Genomic DNA, 22,293 nt, shown 5'->3' with positions numbered 1-22,293 from the left:
GCGCTTGCTGTTTGCTTCCAAAGACCGTACCTCCCCTCTGCGCGCGAGCGTGTCGGGGTGTAGCGCAGCCTGGTAGCGCATCTGGTTTGGGACCAGAGGGTCGTAGGTTCGAATCCTATCGCCCCGACCAATCGCGTGTGTATCGGCCGTTCCCTCTTGCAGGAGCTATCGACCCCACGATGCCGAGTGCCCGAATCTTCCAGCCCGCCAAGGATGCCTCGCAATCCGGCACGGCCCGCACGAAGGCATGGCTGCTGGAATTCGACCAGAGCTCACCGCGCGACACGGACCCCCTCATGGGCTGGACCGGATCGTCGGACATGCTGCAGCAGGTCAGGCTGTCGTTCGAGACGCAGGAAGAAGCCGTCGCCTACGCCACCCGCAACGGCATCACCTACCGGGTCGAGCAGCCCCAGAAGCCGGCGATCCGCAAGGGCCTGTCCTATTCCGATAATTTCAAATTCAATCGCACGGCCCCCTGGACGCACTGAGGTCGCCGCGGAGCCGCGATCGGGACGTTCGGCTCAGAGCTGAATCAAAATCGTGACGGCTCCGAAAATCAGGACCGACGCGACAGCGACGGCCAGCAAGATCAGTGCGGCGCGTGATTCGCGCATGTCATCTTCGGTCATTGAGCCCATGCTACAACATCGGGTGACGATCTGGGAGTGAGAACGGGGAGGGCCGATGATCAATCGTTATCGGCACGAGACCTGCTTTTCAGATCGGAATGGACCACATCACTCTCATGCTATAGCGGACCTGCCTGTGGATGATGTCGTGATCGCGGCGCAGAAAAACTTAAGGGACCGTGAAGCCATGACATTGGGAGTGGTTGCACATACGACCCAAACGACGATCGGATCGATTGTATTTTTCGTGAGCGTCATTCGCTCCCATACTGCCTAATTTCCCCCGGGGATCAACGGGCGATGACAGCCTCCATCCTTTATCAAACAGCCTCCATCATTTATCAACATGTCATATGCGCAAACTGTTGGGCGACAGTCGATCGATTTACGCCGTAAGGTTATAACAGATGGATCGTGATACGAAACCGATGGATACTTCGATTATTATAGAGTCGGCCGTATCGCCCGCCAATGAGAGCTATCGCCGGACAATGCGCAAGCTGAAAGGTTTTGCTTCTGCGGGGCGCTGGCTGAAACTCCTCCTGGCCGCCAAGAAGAGCCAGAGCCCAGTCGATCATCCCTATTTTCTCGATTATCAATTGCGCGCTGCTCTCGAGCTCGGCGATGAAGCAGAGATTAAACGTTGCTGTGCCGAGAGCCGACAGATCGACGATGCCGATCGCGTCATCAAACTCGCGTCACTGATCACGAAGTGGAAGCGACCACTCGACGCCGCTGAAGTCCTGAATGAGCTTCCTCCTGATTTTAAATCAGACAAGGCCCGACGGCTCGCGGTGCGCCTCAAGAAGATGCCGAAAGACCGCGTCACACGCCGCGAAGTCCGTCGGCTGATCTCAAGATTCATAGCGCCGCGAGCTGCACGAACGGAAACCGTGACACATCGTTTCCCCACCGACTCGGAAAATTTCAGTGTGCCCCCGTCGCGTATCGAAGTCGTGCGCCTTGACGGGATCGAACCGGAGATCGAGGAACTCGTCAAGACGCTGTTTGCCAAGTTCGAAGTGCGTCTCGAACAAAAGAAATTTCCCGTCGTCACGGAATACAGAGACGTTTTCACCAACGAATTGGGAATGATCTGGTCGGCGGACGGGAGCGTCTTCCAGGCACCGGACGGCGTCGGACCAAACGTGACCGACCCAACATCCGTACCCCTCTTCGAAACAGCCTTCAGCTGCGCCGGCCGGCACAAAGGCTATTTCGAGTGGATCGTGCGACGGCTGAGCGGCCTCGCCTGGCGCCTCGATCCCAGCACGCCCGACTGCCCGATCCTGCTCCGGAAGCAACATCTGAGTTTGGCCAAAGACGCGCTCGGCGTGCTTGGCATCCCTGAACACCAGCTTATCGCAATCGAGGGACCAGTATTCTGTCGCCGGCTATATGTGGGATACGGGGAGATCGGTGTACTTCCTCGCAGGGATGCCTTCCAGAGAACGTATGGCGACCTTATCGCCGCGGCGGAACACCGGAACGATCGCCAGATTCCCCGCCGCTTCTATATTTCCCGCCGCGATTCGGCACGCCGTTCCATGGCCGGCGAACTGGAATTCGAGACAGCTCTCGCTGAACGCGGCATCACACCGATGGTGCTGAGCGAGCTTGGCCTGCTGGACAAGATCAATCTGTTCCGCAATGCGGAACTGGTGGTCGGCGCACATGGCGCTGGCTTGTCGCATCTCGTCTTCGCCAAGCCTGGTGTGAGGGTCCTCGAGATCGCGCCCACCACGCTGGCCAAATCCAAGATGCTGGGCGTTCAGACGTGCTTCACGCGGTTGTCGACCGTCTACGGGCATCATCATACGTTCGTGCTTCAGCCCATGAACCCAGTAACGTCCGAGTGGTCGCCCAATATCGCGGATATCGATAGGGTGCTGGCCGCCGGCTGATGTCGCCGCATACCATTTCTGTTCTCACATATTCCGAGGAGTGACTATGAAAGCGATCATCCTGGCGGGCGGGCTCGGCACCCGTCTCAGTGAAGAAACATCGGTGAAGCCGAAACCCATGGTGGAGATCGGTGGCCGGCCGATCCTGTGGCATGTCATGAAGATCTATGCCGCTCATGGCGTGACCGATTTCGTGATCTGCTGTGGCTATAAAGGCTATGTCATCAAGGAATATTTTGCGAACTACGCGCTCCACAATTCCGACATGACCATCGATCTGTCGAGTGGCGAGATGGTGTTCCATCGTCGCTGGGCCGAGCCGTGGCGCGTCACGCTGGTCGATACCGGCGAGGAATCGATGACGGGCGGCAGGTTGCTGCGGACGGCGGACCATGTCCGCGACGAGAAGGAATTCTTCTTCACCTACGGCGACGGGCTGGGCGACGTCGACATTACCGCCAGCCTCGCCTTCCATCGCGAGCACGGCCGCCAGGCGACGCTCACCGCCGCCTACCCGCCGGGTCGATTCGGTGCCCTGGGCATCCACGACAAGGTCGTGACGAATTTCGAGGAGAAGCCCAAGGGCGACGGATCGATGATCAACGGCGGCTTCTTCGTCCTGTCGCCGAAGGTCATCGAGCGCATCGCCGACGACCTGACGGTCTGGGAGCAGGAGCCGCTGCGCGGCCTCGCCAGCGACGGGGAACTGATGGCGTTCGAGCATCGCGGCTTCTGGCAGCCAATGGATACGCTCCGCGACAAGCACATGCTCGAGAGCCTGTGGGCGTCCGGCAAGGCTCCCTGGAAGGTGTGGGCATGAGCGCCGCAGCCAGCGCCGCATCCGAACGCGGGGGCGCCGCATGGTGGCGCGGCAAGCGTGTCTTCGTCACGGGTCATACCGGTTTCAAGGGCGCGTGGCTCTCCCTGTGGCTCACCCGCTGGGGAGCCGAGGTGACGGGCCTGTCCCTCGCGCCGCCGACGCAGCCGAGCCTGTTCGAGGAGGCGGAGATCGCCAAGCGGATGACGTCGCATATCGGCGACATCCGTGACGCCGAACTCGTCAAGCGCCTGATCGCGGAGGCGCAGCCGGAGATCGTGCTTCACCTCGCGGCCCAGCCCCTGGTACGCTTGTCCTACCGGGAGCCGGCCGAGACCTACGCCACCAACGTCATGGGCACGATCCATGTGCTGGAAGCCGTCCGGGCCACGCCGTCGGTGAAGGCGGTCGTCTCGGTGACCAGCGACAAGTGCTACGAGAACCGCGAATGGCCCTGGGGCTATCGCGAGAACGACCCGATGGGCGGTCACGATCCCTACAGCAGCAGCAAGGGCGCGTGCGAGATCGTCATCGCGTCGTGGCGCAAGTCGTTCTTCTCGACGCCGGATTCGGCCCGGGTCGCGTCGGTGCGCGCGGGCAACGTCATCGGCGGCGGCGACTGGGCGGAGGATCGTCTGGTCCCCGACATCCTCCGGGCCTTCGAGGCGGACAAGCCGGCCGTGATCCGCAATCCGGGCGCGACCCGGCCGTGGCAGCACGTTCTCGAACCGATCGGCGCCTATCTCCGCATCGCCGAGCACCTGTACGAGGACGGCCATGACTGGGCCGAAGGCTGGAACTTCGCCTGTGACGGGGACGACATCCGCCCGGTCGGCTACATCGTCGACCGGATGGTGACGCTGTATGGCGGCACGGCGCGCTGGGAGCTGGACAAGGACGGGCATGTCCACGAGGCGCATGCCCTGTCGCTGGACTGCTCGAAGGCACGCCAGCGGCTCGGCTGGCGGCCCACATGGCGCCTGGACCGGACCCTGGAGCGGATCGTCGACTGGTCGCAGCGTCGGCTCGCGGGCGAACCCGTCGGCGCCCTGAGCGAGGCCGAGATCGACCTGTTCCTGGCCGATATGGCCGCGCGCCCGTAACGTGGTGCGGCTTGGGTGGGACGTGGCAAGGAGGCCGGTACGGTGCGGGTAGCGATAACCGGAGCGTCCGGCTTCCTCGGCAGGAGAGTGACCGCCGCTCTCGTGGCGCGGGGCGACGACGTCGCCCTCCTGGCCCGTCCCTCCTCGGCGCTCGAATCCGGCGGGGCCTCGATCTTTCGCTTTGCCGGTGCGGATGAGGCGGCACGGCATGTGGGCGCGCTCGCGCCCGATGTGCTGATCCACCTCGCCGCCGCCCAGGGGCGGCGGGGCGAGAGCGCGGCGACGATGGTGGATGCGAACGTGACGTTGAGCGCGGCGCTGCTCGGGGCGATGGGTCCCGGAACGCTGTTCATCAATACCGCGACGACCCTGCCACCCGCGGTGAACCTCTATGCGTTGACCAAGCGCCAGTTCGTCGATCTCGCCCGCCTTCTCGTCGCACAGGGTCGAACGGGCGTGCATGTGGCGAATGCGGAATTGCAGATGATCTATGGTCCGGGCGACGATCCGGACAAGTTCGTTCCCGGTCTCGCCCTGCAACTCGTCGAGAACCTGAAGCCGCTCGTCACCACGCCGGCAACGCAACGCCGCGATTTCGTCCATGTGGACGATGCCGTCTCGGCCCTCCTCGCTCTGATCGATGCAAGAGGGCGGCTTGCCCCATGGCAGGATGTGCCGCTGGGGTCAGGTGTCGCGGTGCCGCTCGGTGACTTCATCGAGCGCGCCATCCGGGCGAGCGGCTTCGATCGGCCCTGGCATCGGTCGCTTCCCCCCCGCGCCGGAGAGCCGCCGGAGATGGTGGCCGATACCTCCGTCCTGCGAGATCTGGGCTGGACCGCTCGAATGGATCTCGATGAGGGGATCTCGCAGCTGATCGCCGACGCGCGCAGCCGCTTGGTCGCCGCGCGCGCCTAAGCGACTTTCGCGACGGCGGATTCAGATTCTGTTCTGAAGACCTGCGCCTCCCCGCGAGCCTGAACGGGTCTGCCGGGGCAGACCCGTTCAGGCGGACGGAATCCTTACAGCCGGGCCAGAAGTTCGGCCTTCTTGGCCGAGAACTCCGCCTCGGTCAGCACGCCCTTGCGATGGAGTTCGGACAGGCGCTCGAGGGTCGAGATCACGTCCCCCGAGGGGTTTCCGGTCTGGTGGGAGTCCGGCTCCGAGGCCGGGCGCGGACGGTCTTCGGCGCGGATCGGCGCCGCGATCGGGTCGGGGTGGAACGGCTTCGGTTCGAGGGAACGTTCCGGTGCGGGGGCCACGCTGACCCGCTGGAGCGATTCGAGGTCGACGTAACCGTTGCGGCCGCTGAAGCGGAGGCTCTGGGTATCGCCCTGCTGCTGCGAGACGCCGGAAATGTCGTAATGCCCGGTATCGTAGAGCACGAGCGTGCCGGCGGTCTCCACCGCGAGCAGCCGGCTATCCGGGAAATAGGCGTAGCGCATGCTGTTCTGCGAGCCGGATGTCGCCGGTCGTCCGAGTTCGGCCGGCCACCAGGTCGCGGAGGCCGAGCCGTCGTCCCAGCCGCCGGGGGGCAGGGATTGGGCGAGATCCAAGCAGATCGCCGCCACGCGCGACTTGAGATTGGCGTCGAACATGTTGCCGATCATGGTCATGCCGCCGGACGACCATTGACCGAACCCTCCGAGTTCGGGATGGTTGAACTGGGCCATCGTCCCATTGCCCGCTTCCAGCGCGCGCATGAGATGGCGGACGGCGTCGATGCTGACGCCGTGCCGGTCGGCGACGGTCTGCAAAACGGAAGATCTGTCGGGCATGGGCTGGCTCCAGGACGGCAACGATGTCGAGCGCGGCAAAGCGACCCGATCATAGTACGGCACTGATGCGAAAGTGCGTCTCGCACCGCAAAAAGTTTCCGCGCTTGCGGACCTTACGGTCAAGCATGAACGTTCACTCGCCAGAATTCATGCCGTCGGGCTCCGCCTCAGGCAGCGAGCCCCCCCCTGGAGTGATCATGGTCGCCAAGAACCCCCCGATGACGCAGGCCGCCGCGCAGACGAAGGCGGTGCGATCGCGCATCAAAGAGGGATCGCCCTACCCGCTGGGCGCAAACTGGGACGGCCTCGGCGTCAATTTCGCCCTGTTCTCGGCCCATGCCACCAAGGTCGAACTCTGCCTGTTCGATGATGCCGGAGAGCAGGAACTCGAGCGGATCGAGCTGCCCGAGTACACCGACGAGATCTGGCACGGCTATCTCCCCGACGCGCGTCCCGGCACGATCTACGGCTACCGGGTCCACGGCCCCTACGAGCCCAAGGCCGGCCATCGCTTCAACCCCAACAAACTGCTCATCGACCCCTACGCCAAAGGCCTCGTCGGCTCCATCACCTGGAACCCGGCCCTGTTCGGCTACCAGATGGAGACGGGTGACGACCTCACCTTCGACGAGCGTGATTCCGCGCCGTTCACCCGCCGCAGCCGCGTCATCGACCCCGCCTTCACCTGGGGACGGGACCGCAAGCCGCATGTGCCGTGGGAGAAGACGATCTTCTACGAGACCCATGTGAAGGGCTTCACCAAGCTGCATCCGGCGGTGCCGGAGAAGCTGCGCGGCACCTATGCCGGCCTCGGCAACCCCGCCGTCCTCGACTACATCAAGAGCCTCGGCGTCACCTCGGTGGAGCTGCTGCCGGTCCATGCCTTCGTGCAGGACGACTATCTCCAGGAAAAGAACCTGGTGAATTACTGGGGCTACAACACGATCTCGTTCTTCACCCCCGCGCGGCGCTACGCGGCGGTGCCGGACTTCGCCTTCTCCGAGTTCAAGGAGATGGTGGCGCGGATGCACGGTGCCGGCCTCGAGGTGATCCTCGACGTGGTCTACAACCATACCGCCGAGGGCAACGAGAAGGGTCCGACCCTGTCGTTCAAGGGCGTCGACAACGCTTCCTATTACCGCTTGATGCCCGGCGACGAGCGCTACTACATCAACGATACCGGCACGGGTAACACCTTCAATCTGTCACACCCGCGCGTCCTGCAACTGGTCACGGATTCCCTGCGCTACTGGGCGACGGAAATGCGGGTCGATGGGTTCCGTTTCGACCTCGCCACCATCCTTGGGCGCGAGCCGCACGGATTCGACGAGGGCGGCGGCTTCCTCGATACCTGCCGGCAGGACCCCGTGCTGAACTCGGTCAAGCTCATCGCCGAGCCGTGGGATTGCGGTCCGGGTGGTTACCAGGTGGGCGGCTTCCCGCCAGGCTGGGCGGAATGGAACGACCGGTTCCGCGACGATGTCCGCGGCTATTGGCGCGGGGATTCCGGCCTGCTGCCGAGCCTCGCCTCGCGCATCACCGGATCGGCCGACAAGTTCAACAAGCGTGGGCGCAAGCCCTGGGCCTCGGTGAACTTCCTCACCGCCCATGACGGGTTCACCCTGAACGATACGGTCTCGTACAACGAGAAGCACAACCTCGCGAATGGCGAGGACGGGCGGGACGGCCACTCTCACAACCTCTCGAACAATTACGGCGTCGAGGGACCGACCGACGACGAGGCGATCCGCGCCGTCCGCACCCGCCAGATGCGCAACATGATGGCGACGCTGTTCCTGTCGCGCGGAACGCCGATGCTGCTCGCCGGCGACGAGTTTGCCCGGAGCCAGGGCGGCAACAACAATGCCTATTGTCAGGACAACGAGATCTCCTGGCTCGATTGGGAGGGGATCGACGATGCGGGTCGCGACCTCGCCGAGTTCACGCAGCGCCTCACGATCCTGCGCGAAGCCCTGCCGATCCTCACCCGCGGCCGCTTCCTCAGCGGCGCCTATGACGAAGACCTCGGCGTCAAGGACGTCACCTGGCTCAGACCCGACGGCGAGGAGATGTCCACGGAGAACTGGTCGGATGGCGGCGCGCATTCCATCGCCGTCCTCCTCGACGGTCGCGCCCAGGCCTCGGGCATCCACCGCCGGGGAGGCGATGCGACGCTGCTGATCCTCTACAACGCCTACAGCGACCTCGTTTCCTTCACCCTGCCGGGTTCCGTCGGCGGCGTCGGCTGGACGCGGCTCCTCGACACCAACCTGCCCGACAGTCAGGAAGTCGGCACCTGGGCGATCGGGGATCGCTACGACGTCACCGGGCGCTCGATGCTGATGTTCGTGCTGAAGCCCGAGGAGACCCAGGACGGCGAGGTGACCGAGATGGAGCGCTCCTACCAGCACGTGATGCAGGCCTTCGAGCGCGCCAATATCGAGAGCGTGCGCTTCGCCCCGTCGGCGAAATAGGCCTTCCGTGACAGAGACGACGCAGGTGGATGGTGCGCCTGCGTCGTCATCACGGGGATCGTCAAGGAAACGGATGCGATGCGAACCGTTGTTCAGTGCTGACCGTCCCGTCTTCCATGGCCAATCAATCGACCGATGATGATCAACCCTCCCGAGACACGCCCCGCAGGTGATCCGCCGCGCGCGAGAACCGGGGCGGTCTCGGAGATCGCCGACCAGACCAGCGACATCTTCTTCACGGCGGTCGAAGCGACCCGCATGCCGATGGTGGTCACCGACCCGCGGCAGGACGACAACCCGATCATCTTCGTCAACGACGCCTTCACGGACATGACGGGCTATGGCCGCGAGGAGATCGTCGGCCGTAATTGCCGCTTCCTCCAGGGGCCCGACACCGACCCCGCGACCGTGGTGCTGCTGCGCGACACGATCCGGGGCAAGAGGGAACTCGCCATCGAGATCCTCAACTACCGCAAGGACGGGTCGACCTTCTGGAACGCGCTGTACGTGGCGCCGATCTACGATGCGGCCGGGGAGCTGGTCTACTTCTTCGCCTCGCAGCTCGACGTCTCCCGAAGGCGGGATGCCGAAGAGGCCCTGGGCCAGGCCCAGAAGATGGAGGCACTCGGCCAGTTGACCGGGGGCATCGCCCACGATTTCAACAACCTTCTCCAGGTCATCGTCGGCTACGTCGATATTCTCAGCACCGGTCTCGACCAGCCGGACGCGGACCGTAACCGCCTGCGGCGGGCAACCGACAACATCCGGACCGCCGCCGAACGGGCCACGACTCTCACCCAGCAGCTCCTCGCCTTCGCGCGCAAGCAGCGTCTCGACGGCCGCGCGGTCAATCTCAATGCTCTGGTGAAGGGCATGGAGGACTTGGCCCGGCGGACCTTCGGCGATGCGGTCGACCTGCGCCTCGACCTGCGCGAGAACCTCTGGAATTGCAGGGTCGACCCGGCGCAGGCAGAGGCCGCCCTTCTCAACATCCTCATCAATGCGCGCGACGCCATGCCCGATGGCGGTGATCTCGTCATCTCCACGGACAACCAAGACATCGCCGCGAATTCCTCACGCGGGCCGGGTCCCCTGAGCGAGGGGCGCTATGTCACGGTGACCGTCACGGATACCGGAGCGGGCATTCCACCGGCGATCCTGGCCCGCGTGATGGAGCCGTTTTTCTCTACAAAGGACGAGGGCAAGGGGACGGGTCTCGGCCTGTCGATGGTCTACGGATTCGCCAAGCAATCCGGCGGCGCGGTCCAGATCGACTCTGTGGAGGGCAAGGGCACGAGCGTGCGCCTGTCCTTCCCGGCCGCCGCCGCCGACGACCGGCAGCCCACGCGCGCGGTGCAGCAGACGGCCGACCGTCAGGGCACCGAGACCATCCTCATCGTCGACGACCGGGAGGACGTGGCTGAACTGGCGCGCACCATCCTGCGGGATTTCGGCTACACGCTGTTCATGGCCCGGAACGGCCGCGAAGCCCTGGACATCCTCGATTCGAATGGCTCGGTGGACCTGCTGTTCACCGACCTCATCATGCCGGGCGGCATGAACGGTATCGTCCTCGCCCGTGAAGCCAAGCAGCGCCAGCCGCACCTGAAGATCCTGCTGACCACCGGTTACGCCGAGGCGAGCCTTGAGCGAACCGATGCCGGGGGTTCGGAGTTCGATCTCTTGAACAAGCCCTATCGCCGGACCGATCTGATCCGCCGCGTTCGCGCCATCCTCGACGGTCCGACCGCCGACAGCTGAGGCGGCGGCGAGGGGCCTGATACGGGAGGCTCGCCATGCCGCAGGGTGACAAGTCGAAATACACCGACAAGCAGATCCGCAAGGCCGAGCACATCGCAGACTCCTACGAGGAGCGCGGCGTGCCGGAAAAAGAGGCCGAGGCGCGGGCCTGGGCGACCGTCAACAAGGACGATGGCGGCGGAAAGCATCCGGGCGGATCGGGCAGGGGCAAGTCGAGCACCCATCCGGCCGCCCACGAGGGCGGCGCCGTCGGCGGAAAGGCCTCGGCCTCCCGCACCACCGAACAACGCTCGGCCTCAGCGAAAAAAGCTGCCGCGACCCGCAAGCGGAATGCCGAGGCGGCAAGACCCTCATCCTGAAGCGGCGATGGCCGGCGCGAATCCCCTCTCCCCGCACGCGGGGAGAGGGGGAACCCGCACTTCGTCCTCAGGCCATGGCGGCCTTCAGGTTCGCGTCGACCTTGTCGAGGAAGCCGGTGGTGGAGAGCCACTTCTGGTCGGGGCCGACGAGGAGGGCGAGATCCTTGGTCATGAAGCCGGCCTCCACCGTGTCGACGCAGACCGTCTCCAGGGTGTTGGCGAACTTGGCCAGATCGGCATTGTCGTCGAGCTTGGCGCGGTGGGCGAGGCCACGGCTCCAGGCGAAGATCGAGGCGATGGAGTTGGTGGAGGTCTCCTTACCCTTCTGATGCTCGCGGTAATGGCGCGTCACCGTTCCATGCGCGGCTTCCGCCTCCACGGTCTGGCCGTCCGGCGTCATCAGCACCGAGGTCATCAAGCCGAGCGAGCCGAAGCCCTGGGCGGCGGTGTCCGACTGCACGTCGCCGTCGTAGTTCTTGCAGGCCCAGACGTAGCCGCCCGACCATTTCAGGCACGAGGCCACCATGTCGTCGATGAGACGGTGCTCGTAGGTGATGCCGAGCGCCTGGAACTTGGCCTTGAACTCCGCGTCGAACACCTCCTGGAACAGGTCCTTGAAGCGGCCGTCATAGGCCTTCAGGATGGTGTTCTTGGTGGACAGGTAGACCGGGTACTTGCGGGCGAGGCCGTAGTTCAGGGAGGCGCGGGCGAAGTCGCGGATCGATTCGTCGAGGTTGTACATCGACATCGCGACGCCGGCGGCGGGGAACTTGAACACTTCCTTCTCGATGACGGTGCCGTCGTCGCCCTCGAACTTGATGGTCAGGCGGCCCTTGCCGGGCACCTTGAAGTCGGTGGCGCGATACTGGTCGCCGTAGGCGTGGCGGCCGATGACGAAGGGCTGGGTCCAGCCGGGAACGAGGCGCGGCACGTTCTTGCAGATGATCGGCTCGCGGAAGATCACGCCGCCGAGGATGTTGCGGATCGTCCCGTTGGGCGAACGCCACATCTCCTTGAGCTTGAACTCCTCCACCCGCTGCTCGTCGGGGGTGATGGTGGCGCATTTCACGCCGACGCCGTGGCGCTTGATCGCCTCGGCCGCATCGACGGTGACCTTGTCGTTCGTCTCGTCGCGGTGCTCGACGCCGAGGTCGTAATAATCCAGGTCGAGGTCGAGATAGGGGTGGATGAGCTTGGACTTGATCTCGCTCCAGATGATCCGGGTCATCTCGTCGCCGTCGAGTTCGACGACCGGGTTCGCCACCTTGATCTTCGACATGATCCTCAGAACCTTTCTCATCACGCGGCCGGGGCCGGCCGCGCTCCCGCTGTGGCGGTCATAGCGCGCTGCAACAGGACGCGAAAGCCGTGCCCCTTACAGATCGCGCGGGGCGTCGGCCGGGTCGAAAATCGCCGATCCCCCTGGACATCCGGCGATGGGGCGGGAATGTGCGGGCCATTCCGACATCGAGAAGGACATGTCCATGAGCGAACGCATCATCCTGCGGGCCGGCGAGGCCCTGGTCGCCGGCGGCCCGCCCAACACAGCCTCCGAGCCGGAGGTCATCATCGGCGAACTCGACGGGCCGGTCGGCACGGCGCTGGCCACCCTCACCGGCGATCAGGTGGTGGGCCATTCCCGCGTCTTCGCGCTCCTCAACACCGACATCATGGTGCGCCCGGTGACGCTCTGCGTCTCCAAGGTCAGCGTCACGGAGAGCAAGTACACCTCCATCCTCATGGGCACGGTGCAGTTCGCCATCGCCAATGGCGTCCTCGACGCCGTGCGCCTGGGCTACATCCCCAAGGAGAAGGCCAACGATCTCGGCATCATCTGCTCGGTCTGGCTCAGCCCCGGCGTGATCGAGGCCGAGACGGTGGACCACAAGGCGCTGTTCGAGATCCAGCGCAAGGGCATGACGGAAGCGATCCGCAAGGCCATGACCAACGAGCCCTCCATCGACTGGCTCCTGGAGAACCAGGACAAGATCGTCCACAAATACTACCAGATGGGCCTCGACGGTAAGATCTGAGCGAGTCTGCCGAAAGCGGGGGAGCCGCGGCACCGCCGGCTCCCCACATCGTAACCATGACGGACTATGCGTCCGGGCCGACCCGTGGCAGAGGGCGACGATGATCGCCCCCGTCGTCGTCCTGGTCGAACCGCAACTGGCCGAGAATATCGGCATGGTCGCGCGCGCCATGGCCAATTTCGGCCTCTCCGAACTCCGCCTCGTGGCCCCGAAGAACGGCTGGCCGAAGAAGGGCGTGCGCGAGGCGGCCTCCGGGGCGACGCATGTCCTCGACAGCGCCACCGTCTTCGCCACGGTGCCGGAGGCCATCGCCGACCTGAACTATCTGCTCGCCACCACGGCCCGCGAACGCGGGCAGATGAAGCGCGCCTATGCCCCCGACGAGGCGATGGCGGATGTGGCGGCGCGGGCGGGCCAGCGCGTGGGCGTGATGTTCGGCCGGGAGAGGATCGGGCTGACCAACGACGAGGTGTCGCTTGCCGACGCCATCGTTACCTTTCCCGTCACCCCCGACTTTCCGTCGCTGAACCTCGCGCAGGCGGTGCTCCTCGTCGGCTACGAATGGCGCAAGGCCTCGGGGCAGGCCCGTCTTCCCTTCACCGGCGAGATGCAGTCGCCGCCCGCCACGCGGGAGGCGATGGCTTCCCTCGTCGCCAGCCTGGAAGGCAGCCTCGACGCGGGCGGGTTCTATCCACCCGAGAAGCGGGACGTGATCGCCCGCAACATGCGCGACATGCTCCATCGCATGGCCATGACGGAGCAGGATGTCAGGACGTTTCGCGGGGCGTTGCGCGCCTTGACAAGGATCAAGGCGAAAGAGTGATTATTGTTAGCGGCGTAGCCGGTTCTTAACGCCTGCGCGACGATTGCATGAGAGTGTCATGCACCATGTGGAAGCATCGTCTCAGTGCCATTGGCGGCGAATTCGTCTCGGTCGAGCGGGAAGCGGCGTTCCAGGCGGAGCGCTTCACCGAGACCCTGCGCCATGCCCGACTGGTCTTCCTCTGCGGCATTCTCCTCAACACGCTTTTTCTGCTGAGTGACTGGCGCTTCGCGGGACAAATCCATTTCTGGGTCGCCGTACCGGCCCGTAGCGGCGTCATCCTGATCTCCCTCGTCTGTTTGCTGGCAACCCGGAACGTCGCCCGCTTCGGCAGGCTCCAGGCCGTCATGGTGACGTGGGAGATCATGGTTGCCGGTTGCGTCGCGGTCCTATGCTCGTCACGGTCCGACATCGCTCTCTTCGTCATGCTCCTGCTGCCTGCGATCTACATGATCGTCGTGCCGACGCGCTTCTTCTGGAGCGTGACGAGCAGCGCGATCGCGTCGGTCGCGCTGACGACAGGCTATCTCCTGCCCGCGCCCCTGCCATCCACGGCATTGGGAATCTGCCTCGCGGTGCTGATGTCCAACATCGCGATGCTGCTGTTCGTGGTGCGCTCGAACCGCCTCAGGCGTCTGGAATGGACGGCGACCCAGGCCGAGCGTCGTGCCAACACGGAACTGGCGGAAAGCCGCCGCCTGTTCGAGACGATGTTCAAGGCGGTGCCGATCCCGATCGTAGTGTCCCGCCGGGACGACGGCCGGATCGTCGATGCCAACGATGCCGCGAACCGCTTCTACGGGCTGGGCGACGGTGAAACCCTGACGCAATACAGGACGCGCGATCTCCTGGACGGGCATGCCCGCCGCCTGATCCAAGCGGAGCTCGACAGGGCAGGGACCGCCAGCGAAATCGAGATCAGCACGGGTGCCCAGGGGCGGGTGCGACGGGACGCCCTGCTGTCGGCGGTCACCGTCGAGATGGAGGGGTCGAACTGCATCATCTCGAGCCTCGTCGATATGACGAGCCGCAAGGCGGTGGAGGAGCGTATCCGCCTCGCCGCCCAGCGGGACGTCCTCACCGGCCTGCCGAACCGCGCCCTGTTCCAGACGACCTTGGACGCCGCGCTGTGTCGGGCGGAGTTGTCCGGAGAGCGCGTCGGCCTCATCCTCATCGATCTCGACGCGTTCAAGGAAGTGAACGACACGCTCGGTCACGAGGCGGGCGATGCGGTGCTCAAGGAAGTCGCCCGGCGCCTCGGCACGGCCATCGGCGCACACGATCTCGTCGCCCGCCTCGGGGGCGACGAGTTCGTCGTCATCGCGTCTTGCGAGAAAGACCATCACCAGCCGAGCCGGCGCATCCACGCCCTGTCACGGGCGATCCTCGATGTCCTGAAACCGGCGATGGCGGTATCAGGGCGTGTGGTCTTGCCCCGCGCCAGTCTCGGCCTCGCCCTGTTCCCGGAACACGCCGCCAATCCGACGGACCTCTTCACCAACGCCGATCTCGCCCTCTACGCGGCCAAGGCGGCCGGGCGGAACCGCGCGACGGTCTTCGTTCCGGCGCTCCGGGCGGATATCGAACATCGCGTCGCCGTCGCCCGCGAGATGAGGTCGACGCTCGAAGTCGGCGGTCTGATCCCCTATTACCAACCCAAGATCAGCCTCTCCACTGGTCGGATCGTCGGCTTCGAAGCGCTGGCGCGGTGGCAGCATCCGAGTCGCGGCCTCCTGTCACCGGCGAGCTTCTCGACGGTCTTCGACGATGCGGAGATCGGGATCGCTGTCGGCCAAGTCCTCGCGCGCCAGATCTTCGCCGACATCGCGGGATGGATCGCGCGAGGGTTCGATCCCGGCCGGGTGTTCCTGAACCTGTCGTCGGCTCAGTTCGCTCAGGAAAACCTCGCCGAATGCCTGATCGCCGATCTCACCGCCGCTGGGCTCGCCCATGACCGCATCGGCGTCGAGGTGACGGAGACGGTGCTCCTCGGCGGCCATGGAGACCGCGTTTCGGCCATCCTCTCGGACTTGCACCGCGCCGGCGTCCGCGTCGCGCTGGACGATTTCGGAACCGGTTACGCCTCCCTCACCCACCTGAAGCAATTTCCGGTCGACGAGATCAAGGTCGACCGTAGCTTCGTGCGCGACCTAGAACGGGACCCCAACGACGCCGCAATCGTCACTGCGGTGGTGCAGCTCGGCCAGAACCTCGGCCTCGACGTCACCGCGGAGGGCGTCGAGACCGAAGCGCAGGCGGAGTTTCTGCACGAGCAGGGCTGCGCCTATGCCCAGGGCTACCTGTACAGCAAGCCCATGCCGCAGAGCCGGGTCCCGTGGTTCCTCAACAAGCATGGCGGCAAGGCCGCATCCGAGGGGGCGGCGACCTCGACCGAGCTGAAGTTCGCCTGATCAGGCGGCGGCCTGATCGAGGGCCTGCGCGATATCGGCGATCAGGTCCTCGGCATTCTCCAGGCCGATGGAGAGCCGGACGGTCTCGGGGCCCACCAGGGCCGCTGCCTTGTCGGCATCGCTCAGTTGTCGATGCGTCGTGGTGGCGGGGTGGATCGCCAGGGATTTGATCTCGCCGATATTCACCAGGTGCGAGACGAGCTCCAAGGCCATGATGAACCTCACCGCCGCCGCTTCTCCGCCCTTCAGGGCAAAGGTGAAGATCGAGCCGGGCCCCTCCGGCACGTAGCGGGCGGCCAGCTCCTCGCCCGTCTGGCCGGGCAGGGCGGGATAGCTCACCCATTCCACCGCCGGATGGTCCTTGAGGAAGGCAGCCACCGCCTTGGCGTTCGAGCAATGCCGCTTCATGCGCAGGGGCAGCGTCTCAATGCCGGTGAGCGTCAGGAACGCGTTCATCGGCGACAGGCCGGGGCCGAGATCGCGCAGGCCGAAGAGTCGACACGCCACCGCGAAGCTGAAATCGGGGAAGCGGTCCGAGACGACGAGGCCGTCGTAATCGGCCCAGGGCTCGGTGATGAGGTTGTAGCGCCCCGCCGCCGCCGGCCAGTCGAACGTGCCCGCGTCGCAGATGATGCCGCCGATGGTCTGGCCGGAGCCGCCGAGGAACTTCGAGGTGGAGTGGAAGACGATGTCGGCGCCGTGCTCGATCGGCCGGATTAGGGCCGGGGAGGCGAGGGTGTTGTCCACCACCAGCGGCAGGTTGTGGCGCTTGGCGACCTCGGCGATGCCGGCGATGTCCATCACCGTGGCGCAGGGGTTGACGATAGACTCGCAGACGATGGCCTTCGTCTCAGGGGTGATCGCCGCCTCGAAATCGGCCGGCGTCAGGCCCTTGGCGAAGAGCGGCTTGAGATCGTAGCGCGCATCGAGGCGGTTCATCAGCCCCAGCGAGCCGCCGAACAGGCGCGGCGAGGCGACATAGGCGTCGCCGCTCTTCATCAGCGTCATCAGCACGAGGAGGAGGGCGGACTGGCCGGACGAGACGGCCACGGCGGCCTTCGCGCCTTCCAGGGCGGCGACCCGGCGCTCCAGTGCGGCCACGGTGGGGTTGGAACCGCGCGAGTAGGAGAAGCCGGTCCGCCGCATGGCGAAGATGTCGGCCGCCTGCTCGGTGGATTCGAACACGAAGCCGTTGGTGAAGTAGATCGGCTGGACCCGCGCGCCCGTGGCGGGGTCGGGTGCCGCGCCGGCATGGACGGCCTGGGTGGCGAAGCGGAGCGGGCGGGTCTCGGTGGCCATGATGGGCGTTACGATCTTCAAGAAGAGAGGTCGAGGTCAGGCAGCGCGCCTGGCGAAGGCCCGCAAGGTCCGGACCAGGGTGGTGGGCGCGTAGGGTTTGGGGATGAACCGCGCCCCGTCGGGCATGTCGTGCGGCCCGGGCGTGCCCATGCCGGAGACGACGAGGACGGGGATCGTCGGCCAGCGATGGGCGACGAGGCGGGCGAGCGCGAACCCGTCCATGGAGCCCTGCGGCATGTCCACGTCGGTCATCAGCAGGTCGATCTCCTCGTTCCGCTCCAGGATCGTCAGGGCCTTGTCGGCCTGCGGCGCCTCGAGGACACGGAAGCCCGCATCGACCAGGGTATCGGCGGCTTCCATCAGGAGAAGGCCGTCGTCTTCCACCAGAAGGATGACCGGGGACTCGGCGGAGGGATCGAAAGGTTCATGCGTCATGCGAAGCGAACGATCTCGATGGGGGATTGGTTCGCGGGGTAGTCCCGACGCCGCCGAGGGTCAAGCCGAGGGCGCCGGGCCCGATGCGCGCGCGGGCCTGCCAGCAAAATCAAGCGCTTAACGCCGCGTCGAGATCCTCGATCAGGTCCGCCGGGTCCTCGATGCCGATGGAGAGGCGCACCACTTCCGGCCCGGCGCCGGCGGCGGATTTCTGCGCGTCGGTGAGCTGGCGATGGGTGGTGGAGGCCGGGTGGATCACCAGCGAGCGGGTGTCGCCGATATTCGCCACATGCGAGAACAACTGCAGGTTGGCCACGAGCTTCACCCCGGCCTCGTAGCCGCCCTTGAGGCCGATGGTGAAGACGGCGCCGGAGCCCAGCGGCGTGTAGCGCCGGGCGAGCTGGTGATACTTGTCGGTCTCCAGGCCCGGATAGCTCACCCAGTCCACCGCCGGATGGGCGTTGAGATGGGTGGCGACCTCGAGGGCGTTGTCGCAATGGCGCTGCATCCGCAGGGGCAGGGTCTCGATGCCGTTGAGGATGAGGAAGGCGTTGAACGGCGACAGCGCCGGGCCGAGATCGCGCAGTCCCAGCACCCGGATGGCGATGGCGAAGCCGAAATTGCCGAAGGTCTCGGACAGCACCATGCCCGAATATTCCGGCCGCGGCTGCGACAGCATCGGGTAGCGGTCGTCGCCGGCCCAGGGGAAGGTGCCGCCGTCGACCACGAGGCCGCCGATGGAATTGCCGTGGCCGCCCAGAAACTTCGTCGCCGAATGCACGACGATGTCGGCGCCGTGCTCGAACGGCCGGATCAGGTACGGCGTCGCCATGGTGTTGTCGACGATGAGCGGGATGTTGTGGCGCTTTGCGATTACCGACAAGGCGGCGATGTCCGTGATGACCCCGCCCGGATTGGCGATGGACTCACAAAAAATCGCCTTGGTGCGCGGCGTGATCGCGCGCTCGAACGAATCCGGGTCGTCCGTATCGGCCCAGACCACGTTCCAGCCGAAGCTCTTGTAGGAATGGTTGAACTGGTTGATCGAGCCGCCATAGAGCTTGTTGGCCGCCACGAACTCGTCGCCTGGCTGCATCAGCGCGTGCATGGTGAGGAATTCGGCGGCGTGGCCCGAGGCCACCGCCACGGCGGCGGTACCGCCTTCGAGCGCCGCGATGCGCTCTTCCAGCACCGCGTTGGTGGGGTTGGTGATGCGCGAATAGATGTTGCCGAAGGCCTGCAGCCCGAACAGCGAGGCGGCATGGTCCACGTCGTCGAAGACGAAGGACGTGGTCTGGTAGATCGGGGTCGCGCGGGCACCCGTGGTGGCGTCGGGAGCGGCGCCGGCATGGATCGCCAGCGTGTTGAAGCCTGGGATACGGTCGGTCATCACTTCCTCCGGGGGCCGGCGGGCACGCACTGGACGTCGTTCTAGCGCCTGTGCCGGGCCAGACGGAAGAGGAGGCACGCCCTCGTTCCGCTTAAACGAACAGAAGTTCTTTATGGCGGACGACGCGCGCGGGTCAAGGGTGGGCGGTGTCGCGAGGGTGGATGACGCCTCTCCCCGCCGGGCGGGGAGAGGGGGACGATCCCTCCGGCACGATCCTGCACGAATTCGCATGGCACTGGTCCGCGCCTGCGGCTATAGCGCCGCACATGCTCCAGCCCGCTCCGCCCCCGCCCGTCTCCGCCGCCAAGATCCTCATCGCCAGCTTCGTCGGCACGGCGATCGAGTTCTACGATTTCTACGTCTACGCCACGGCCGCCGCCCTGGTGATCGGGCCGATCTTCTTCTCGGCCGACGATCCCTCGGTGCAGACCCTGGCGGCCTTCGCCACCTTCTCCATCGCCTTCATCGCGCGGCCCCTCGGGGCGGCGTTCTTCGGGCATTTCGGCGACAGGGTCGGGCGCAAGGCGACGCTGGTGGCCTCCCTGATGATCATGGGTGTCTCCACCGTGCTCATCGGCTGCCTGCCGACCTATGCCACCGCCGGATGGTGGGCGCCTTTCGCCCTCTGCGTCCTGCGCTTTGGCCAGGGCATCGGGTTCGGCGGCGAATGGGGCGGCGCGGCGCTGCTGGCGGTGGAGAACGCCCCGCCGGGGCGGCGCGCCCTCTACGGCATCTTCCCGCAGCTCGGCGCGCCGGTGGGCTTCATCACCGCCAATCTCGGCTTCCTCGGCCTCGCGCTCGCCCTGACCCCGGCCGATTTCCAGGCCTGGGGCTGGCGCATCCCGTTCCTCGCCTCCGCATTGCTCGTGGGCGTCGGGCTCTATGTCCGGCTGAAACTCACCGAGACGCCGGTGTTCAAGGCGGCGATGGAGAAGGCTGCGCCGGAACGCGTGCCGCTCGCCGTCATCTTCACCAAGTACATCAAGGCGACCCTGCTCGGCACCTTCGCCATGGTGGCCTGCTACGCGGTGTTCTACCTCTCCACCGTCTTCGCCCTGAGCTACGGCGTCTCGAAACTCGGCTTCGACCGGCCGACCTTCCTGCTGTTCGAATGCGTCGCCGTGCTGTTCATGGCCCTCGGAATCCCGCTCTCGGGCTGGGCCGCCGACCGCTACGGCCGCCGCCCCGTCCTCCTCACCGGCCTCGCCTTCACCGCGTCGCTCGGCCTGCTCCTCGGCCCGATGCTGGGAAGCGGGCAGGGCGGCCTGGTGCTCGGCTTCCTCTGCCTCGGCCTTTTCGCCATGGGCTGGCTCTTCGGGCCCATGGGCGCGCTCCTGCCCGAGCTCTTCCCCACCCGCGTCCGCTACACCGGCGCCTCGGTGACCTACAACCTCGCCGGCATTCTGGGCGCCTCCGCCGCGCCGTATCTGGCGCAGCGGCTGAGTGAGTGGGGTGGGATCGGTTGGGTTGGGTTGTATCTGGCTGTGGCGGCTGGGGTTAGTTTTGGGGCTGTCGCTTTGATGAAGGAGACGAAAGACTCCACAATAGCGAATACCTAAAAATCAAACTTAAAATTCTGCGCCTTCTCTCTTTTGTTGACGCAATTTGATTTACGAGGATAATACATGAATGATTGCGGGGGCGTAAAATTAAAAATTGATACAGAAGGATCAATTGGAATCTCATACCTCTTCACGTTTCCTACCACCAAAGCAAAGGCAGTTTTTCTTCCTTTGAAATATTCCGAATAATACAAGTAATCAATTCCAGCGCTATGATGAGTTTTCTCCCACAGTGCTTCTGGCGGCCCAAAAATGACTTCGTTTATATCAAATTCGCCGACAATTCGCTTCACTGGACTTGTCGAATAAATAAGAGCAACCTTTACATCCATATCGGCATAAATAGATCTTCTAAACTCGAATCTCTTCTCTCCACTCAAAATTTTCTCTGCAAACACAGGTTTAATCGATAATAATACGCTCATTTAAAACACCAAGCTCTGCAAGATGGCGGGTTTGCTTATTGGTCAGCTCACGCAAATCCCAACGAGGCTGCTCGCTGATACCGACCTCATCTAGAAGCTTATCACGAATAACGCGCTTAGTAAAAGCAGCATTGTATGTCATACGAGCAACATACATCCGATCAAATTCCGCGTACATCTTCCGAAGTTCTTGGACTGAAAATACACTATGTGGAACAGAAAATCTCAAAAATTCATTTACACTACTAAAATCTTTTTTAGAGCGTACTTCTTCGACTACACAAACAGAAGTGATAACGGATCGAAAACGCGCCTGCCCAGCACGATCTGTTGTCCGGTACATAACCACAACATCTCCGCGCGACATACGTGTGAGCGAAAGTTTCGCGATATAAACTTTATGTATAGTATTTGTATAGCTTACATCTTGTACTATATCTGAGTCTTCGTTGTGAAGAATTGAGTCTGGAAAAAGTTTTGTATGATACTCGGGATATATCGCCAGCATGAAGTATCTTTTATTTTTTAATGAAATTAATGGATAGTCTTTTATTATATCACCGGAGAAACTTGTCATATCTCTGACAAAGACATGTTCGCTATTTTTTGTTCCGTGATGTTTAAACCCATATCGCTCGAATAATTGAATAAGAGCTGCATGCTTAGGAAGTATCGTGACATAAATTTCCGAAGCGTTCTCGGCAATAGCCGTATCAAATGCCTTCTTTAGAACGCGCTCTCCGAGCTTTGTTCCGTGCGCAATTATCTTTAATGTCCCGATCTTTAGCCTTTTTGCCTTCGGCATTTTTGGATAAACGTCACTAACAACTCCATTCTCTACTTTGAGATACAAGAACCCTCGGATTCCTTGTTTGGTGATGTTGTCAACGACATAAACAGGCTCTTTAGCCTTGCCGGAAAACCACTTTTCAAACCCGGGATAGTCTTGCTTTAGGCTGTCAAAAAATTCATCCTCAAGATCGACATTCTCAAACTTTGTAAGACGAAGATTATTCAACATTCGCAACATCCCGCCATGACGATGCGTACGTGACATCGCCTATCCTCCCCAGAGAATAAAACAAGAACA

The 22,293-nt window shown here is 63.8% G+C and carries 19 protein-coding genes and 1 tRNA gene; 13 read left to right on the top strand and 7 right to left on the bottom strand.

The features are described from left to right. Positions 1–53 precede the first annotated feature (53 nt). The 6 genes from K368_RS0121885 to K368_RS25315 all read left to right on the top strand — a co-directional run bounded on the left by K368_RS0121885 (position 54) and on the right by K368_RS25315 (position 5,371). Positions 54–130: transfer RNA gene (locus K368_RS0121885), tRNA-Pro, on the top strand. Between the two features lie 49 nt (positions 131–179). After that, positions 180–491 (top strand): ETC complex I subunit, encoded by a 312-nt coding sequence (locus K368_RS0121880; protein WP_027174211.1) that lies wholly within the window; start codon positions 180–182, stop codon positions 489–491. A gap of 548 nt (positions 492–1,039) precedes the next feature. Beyond that, positions 1,040–2,536, top strand: coding sequence for a glycosyltransferase 61 family protein (locus tag K368_RS0121870; protein ID WP_081739644.1), 1,497 nt, complete (start codon positions 1,040–1,042; stop codon positions 2,534–2,536). A gap of 46 nt (positions 2,537–2,582) precedes the next feature. Next, entirely contained in the window at positions 2,583–3,356 is a 774-nt protein-coding gene (rfbF, locus tag K368_RS0121865) for a glucose-1-phosphate cytidylyltransferase (RefSeq protein WP_027174209.1), read from the top strand. Continuing rightward, positions 3,353–4,456: a CDP-glucose 4,6-dehydratase gene (gene rfbG / locus K368_RS0121860; protein ID WP_036266590.1), complete on the top strand. Its 1,104-nt coding sequence runs from the start codon at positions 3,353–3,355 to the stop codon at positions 4,454–4,456. The genes rfbF and rfbG overlap by 4 nt, the downstream gene beginning before the upstream one ends. A gap of 15 nt (positions 4,457–4,471) precedes the next feature. Further along, positions 4,472–5,371, top strand: a complete 900-nt coding sequence (locus tag K368_RS25315) for an NAD(P)-dependent oxidoreductase (RefSeq protein WP_081739643.1) — start codon at positions 4,472–4,474, stop codon at positions 5,369–5,371. Between the two features lie 104 nt (positions 5,372–5,475). Here K368_RS25315 and K368_RS0121850 read toward each other — a convergent pair whose 3' ends face one another. After that, positions 5,476–6,231, bottom strand: a complete 756-nt coding sequence (locus tag K368_RS0121850) for an SHOCT domain-containing protein (RefSeq protein WP_036266587.1) — start codon at positions 6,229–6,231, stop codon at positions 5,476–5,478. A gap of 197 nt (positions 6,232–6,428) precedes the next feature. On the opposite strand from K368_RS0121850, the gene glgX reads away from it, so the two are divergent. The 3 genes from glgX (at position 6,429) to K368_RS0121835 (ending at position 10,825) form a co-directional block, all read left to right on the top strand. Continuing rightward, positions 6,429–8,705: a glycogen debranching protein GlgX gene (gene glgX, locus K368_RS0121845; RefSeq protein ID WP_245259643.1), complete on the top strand. Its 2,277-nt coding sequence runs from the start codon at positions 6,429–6,431 to the stop codon at positions 8,703–8,705. A 138-nt stretch (positions 8,706–8,843) separates the two neighbouring features. Next, positions 8,844–10,466 (top strand): histidine kinase famiy protein, encoded by a 1,623-nt coding sequence (locus K368_RS0121840; RefSeq protein WP_027174205.1) that lies wholly within the window; start codon positions 8,844–8,846, stop codon positions 10,464–10,466. Between the two features lie 35 nt (positions 10,467–10,501). Further along, positions 10,502–10,825 carry a hypothetical protein gene (locus K368_RS0121835; protein ID WP_027174204.1) on the top strand — a complete coding sequence of 108 codons (324 nt, stop codon included), beginning with the start codon at positions 10,502–10,504 and terminating at the stop codon, positions 10,823–10,825. Between the two features lie 67 nt (positions 10,826–10,892). Here K368_RS0121835 and K368_RS0121830 read toward each other — a convergent pair whose 3' ends face one another. Beyond that, positions 10,893–12,104 carry an NADP-dependent isocitrate dehydrogenase gene (locus tag K368_RS0121830; protein ID WP_027174203.1) on the bottom strand — a complete coding sequence of 404 codons (1,212 nt, stop codon included), beginning with the start codon at positions 12,102–12,104 and terminating at the stop codon, positions 10,893–10,895. A 205-nt stretch (positions 12,105–12,309) separates the two neighbouring features. Between K368_RS0121830 and K368_RS0121825 the strand changes: the two genes are divergently transcribed. The 3 genes from K368_RS0121825 (at position 12,310) to K368_RS25310 (ending at position 16,092) form a co-directional block, all read left to right on the top strand. Continuing rightward, on the top strand, positions 12,310–12,858 hold the full coding sequence (locus tag K368_RS0121825) for a formaldehyde-activating enzyme (protein ID WP_027174202.1): 549 nt from the start codon (positions 12,310–12,312) through the stop codon (positions 12,856–12,858). A 100-nt stretch (positions 12,859–12,958) separates the two neighbouring features. After that, positions 12,959–13,681 carry an RNA methyltransferase gene (locus tag K368_RS0121820; RefSeq protein ID WP_027174201.1) on the top strand — a complete coding sequence of 241 codons (723 nt, stop codon included), beginning with the start codon at positions 12,959–12,961 and terminating at the stop codon, positions 13,679–13,681. A gap of 65 nt (positions 13,682–13,746) precedes the next feature. Beyond that, the gene (locus K368_RS25310; RefSeq protein ID WP_051439961.1) at positions 13,747–16,092 is read left to right on the top strand and encodes a bifunctional diguanylate cyclase/phosphodiesterase; all 2,346 of its coding nucleotides are present in this window, start codon (positions 13,747–13,749) and stop codon (positions 16,090–16,092) included. On the opposite strand, the gene K368_RS0121810 is transcribed toward K368_RS25310, so the two are convergent. The 3 genes from K368_RS0121810 to K368_RS0121800 all read right to left on the bottom strand — a co-directional run bounded on the left by K368_RS0121810 (position 16,093) and on the right by K368_RS0121800 (position 19,216). Next, on the bottom strand, positions 16,093–17,391 hold the full coding sequence (locus K368_RS0121810; protein WP_027174200.1) for an aminotransferase class I/II-fold pyridoxal phosphate-dependent enzyme: 1,299 nt from the start codon (positions 17,389–17,391) through the stop codon (positions 16,093–16,095). A 36-nt stretch (positions 17,392–17,427) separates the two neighbouring features. Beyond that, positions 17,428–17,826 (bottom strand): response regulator, encoded by a 399-nt coding sequence (locus tag K368_RS0121805; RefSeq protein ID WP_027174199.1) that lies wholly within the window; start codon positions 17,824–17,826, stop codon positions 17,428–17,430. Between the two features lie 109 nt (positions 17,827–17,935). After that, positions 17,936–19,216 carry an O-acetylhomoserine aminocarboxypropyltransferase gene (locus tag K368_RS0121800; protein ID WP_027174198.1) on the bottom strand — a complete coding sequence of 427 codons (1,281 nt, stop codon included), beginning with the start codon at positions 19,214–19,216 and terminating at the stop codon, positions 17,936–17,938. Between the two features lie 266 nt (positions 19,217–19,482). On the opposite strand from K368_RS0121800, the gene K368_RS0121795 reads away from it, so the two are divergent. Next, positions 19,483–20,775: an MFS transporter gene (locus tag K368_RS0121795; RefSeq protein ID WP_027174197.1), complete on the top strand. Its 1,293-nt coding sequence runs from the start codon at positions 19,483–19,485 to the stop codon at positions 20,773–20,775. Here the strand turns inward: K368_RS0121795 and K368_RS26340 are convergent. Beyond that, positions 20,772–21,176, bottom strand: coding sequence for a hypothetical protein (locus tag K368_RS26340; RefSeq protein ID WP_197031049.1), 405 nt, complete (start codon positions 21,174–21,176; stop codon positions 20,772–20,774). The two genes, K368_RS0121795 and K368_RS26340, sit on opposite strands and share 4 nt — an antisense overlap. A 4-nt stretch (positions 21,177–21,180) precedes the next feature. Beyond that, on the bottom strand, positions 21,181–22,260 hold the full coding sequence (locus K368_RS26335) for an N-acetyltransferase (protein ID WP_245259642.1): 1,080 nt from the start codon (positions 22,258–22,260) through the stop codon (positions 21,181–21,183). Positions 22,261–22,293 lie beyond the last annotated feature (33 nt).

Origin of the sequence: Methylobacterium sp. 10 (assembly GCF_000519085.1) — a bacterium.
Taxonomy (GTDB): Bacteria; Pseudomonadota; Alphaproteobacteria; order Rhizobiales; family Beijerinckiaceae; genus Methylobacterium.
Note: the sequence above shows the minus strand (reverse complement) of the source record. Positions and strands in the feature narration are given on the sequence as shown.

What these genes read in the sequence shown, in the direction of transcription:
- rfbG (WP_036266590.1), top strand. Translation starts at nt 3,353, where the DNA reads ATGAGCGCCGCAGCCAGCGCCGCATCCGAACGCGGGGGCGCCGCATGG.
- K368_RS0121830 (WP_027174203.1), bottom strand. Translation starts at nt 12,104, where the DNA reads ATGTCGAAGATCAAGGTGGCGAACCCGGTCGTCGAACTCGACGGCGAC.
- K368_RS0121820 (WP_027174201.1), top strand. Translation starts at nt 12,959, where the DNA reads ATGATCGCCCCCGTCGTCGTCCTGGTCGAACCGCAACTGGCCGAGAAT.
- K368_RS0121825 (WP_027174202.1), top strand. Translation starts at nt 12,310, where the DNA reads ATGAGCGAACGCATCATCCTGCGGGCCGGCGAGGCCCTGGTCGCCGGC.
- K368_RS0121795 (WP_027174197.1), top strand. Translation starts at nt 19,483, where the DNA reads ATGCTCCAGCCCGCTCCGCCCCCGCCCGTCTCCGCCGCCAAGATCCTC.
- K368_RS0121870 (WP_081739644.1), top strand. Translation starts at nt 1,040, where the DNA reads ATGGATCGTGATACGAAACCGATGGATACTTCGATTATTATAGAGTCG.
- K368_RS0121800 (WP_027174198.1), bottom strand. Translation starts at nt 19,216, where the DNA reads ATGACCGACCGTATCCCAGGCTTCAACACGCTGGCGATCCATGCCGGC.
- K368_RS0121880 (WP_027174211.1), top strand. Translation starts at nt 180, where the DNA reads ATGCCGAGTGCCCGAATCTTCCAGCCCGCCAAGGATGCCTCGCAATCC.
- K368_RS0121835 (WP_027174204.1), top strand. Translation starts at nt 10,502, where the DNA reads ATGCCGCAGGGTGACAAGTCGAAATACACCGACAAGCAGATCCGCAAG.
- K368_RS0121805 (WP_027174199.1), bottom strand. Translation starts at nt 17,826, where the DNA reads ATGACGCATGAACCTTTCGATCCCTCCGCCGAGTCCCCGGTCATCCTT.
- K368_RS25310 (WP_051439961.1), top strand. Translation starts at nt 13,747, where the DNA reads ATGTGGAAGCATCGTCTCAGTGCCATTGGCGGCGAATTCGTCTCGGTC.
- glgX (WP_245259643.1), top strand. Translation starts at nt 6,429, where the DNA reads ATGGTCGCCAAGAACCCCCCGATGACGCAGGCCGCCGCGCAGACGAAG.
- K368_RS0121840 (WP_027174205.1), top strand. Translation starts at nt 8,844, where the DNA reads ATGATCAACCCTCCCGAGACACGCCCCGCAGGTGATCCGCCGCGCGCG.
- rfbF (WP_027174209.1), top strand. Translation starts at nt 2,583, where the DNA reads ATGAAAGCGATCATCCTGGCGGGCGGGCTCGGCACCCGTCTCAGTGAA.
- K368_RS0121850 (WP_036266587.1), bottom strand. Translation starts at nt 6,231, where the DNA reads ATGCCCGACAGATCTTCCGTTTTGCAGACCGTCGCCGACCGGCACGGC.
- K368_RS0121810 (WP_027174200.1), bottom strand. Translation starts at nt 17,391, where the DNA reads ATGGCCACCGAGACCCGCCCGCTCCGCTTCGCCACCCAGGCCGTCCAT.
- K368_RS26335 (WP_245259642.1), bottom strand. Translation starts at nt 22,260, where the DNA reads ATGTCACGTACGCATCGTCATGGCGGGATGTTGCGAATGTTGAATAAT.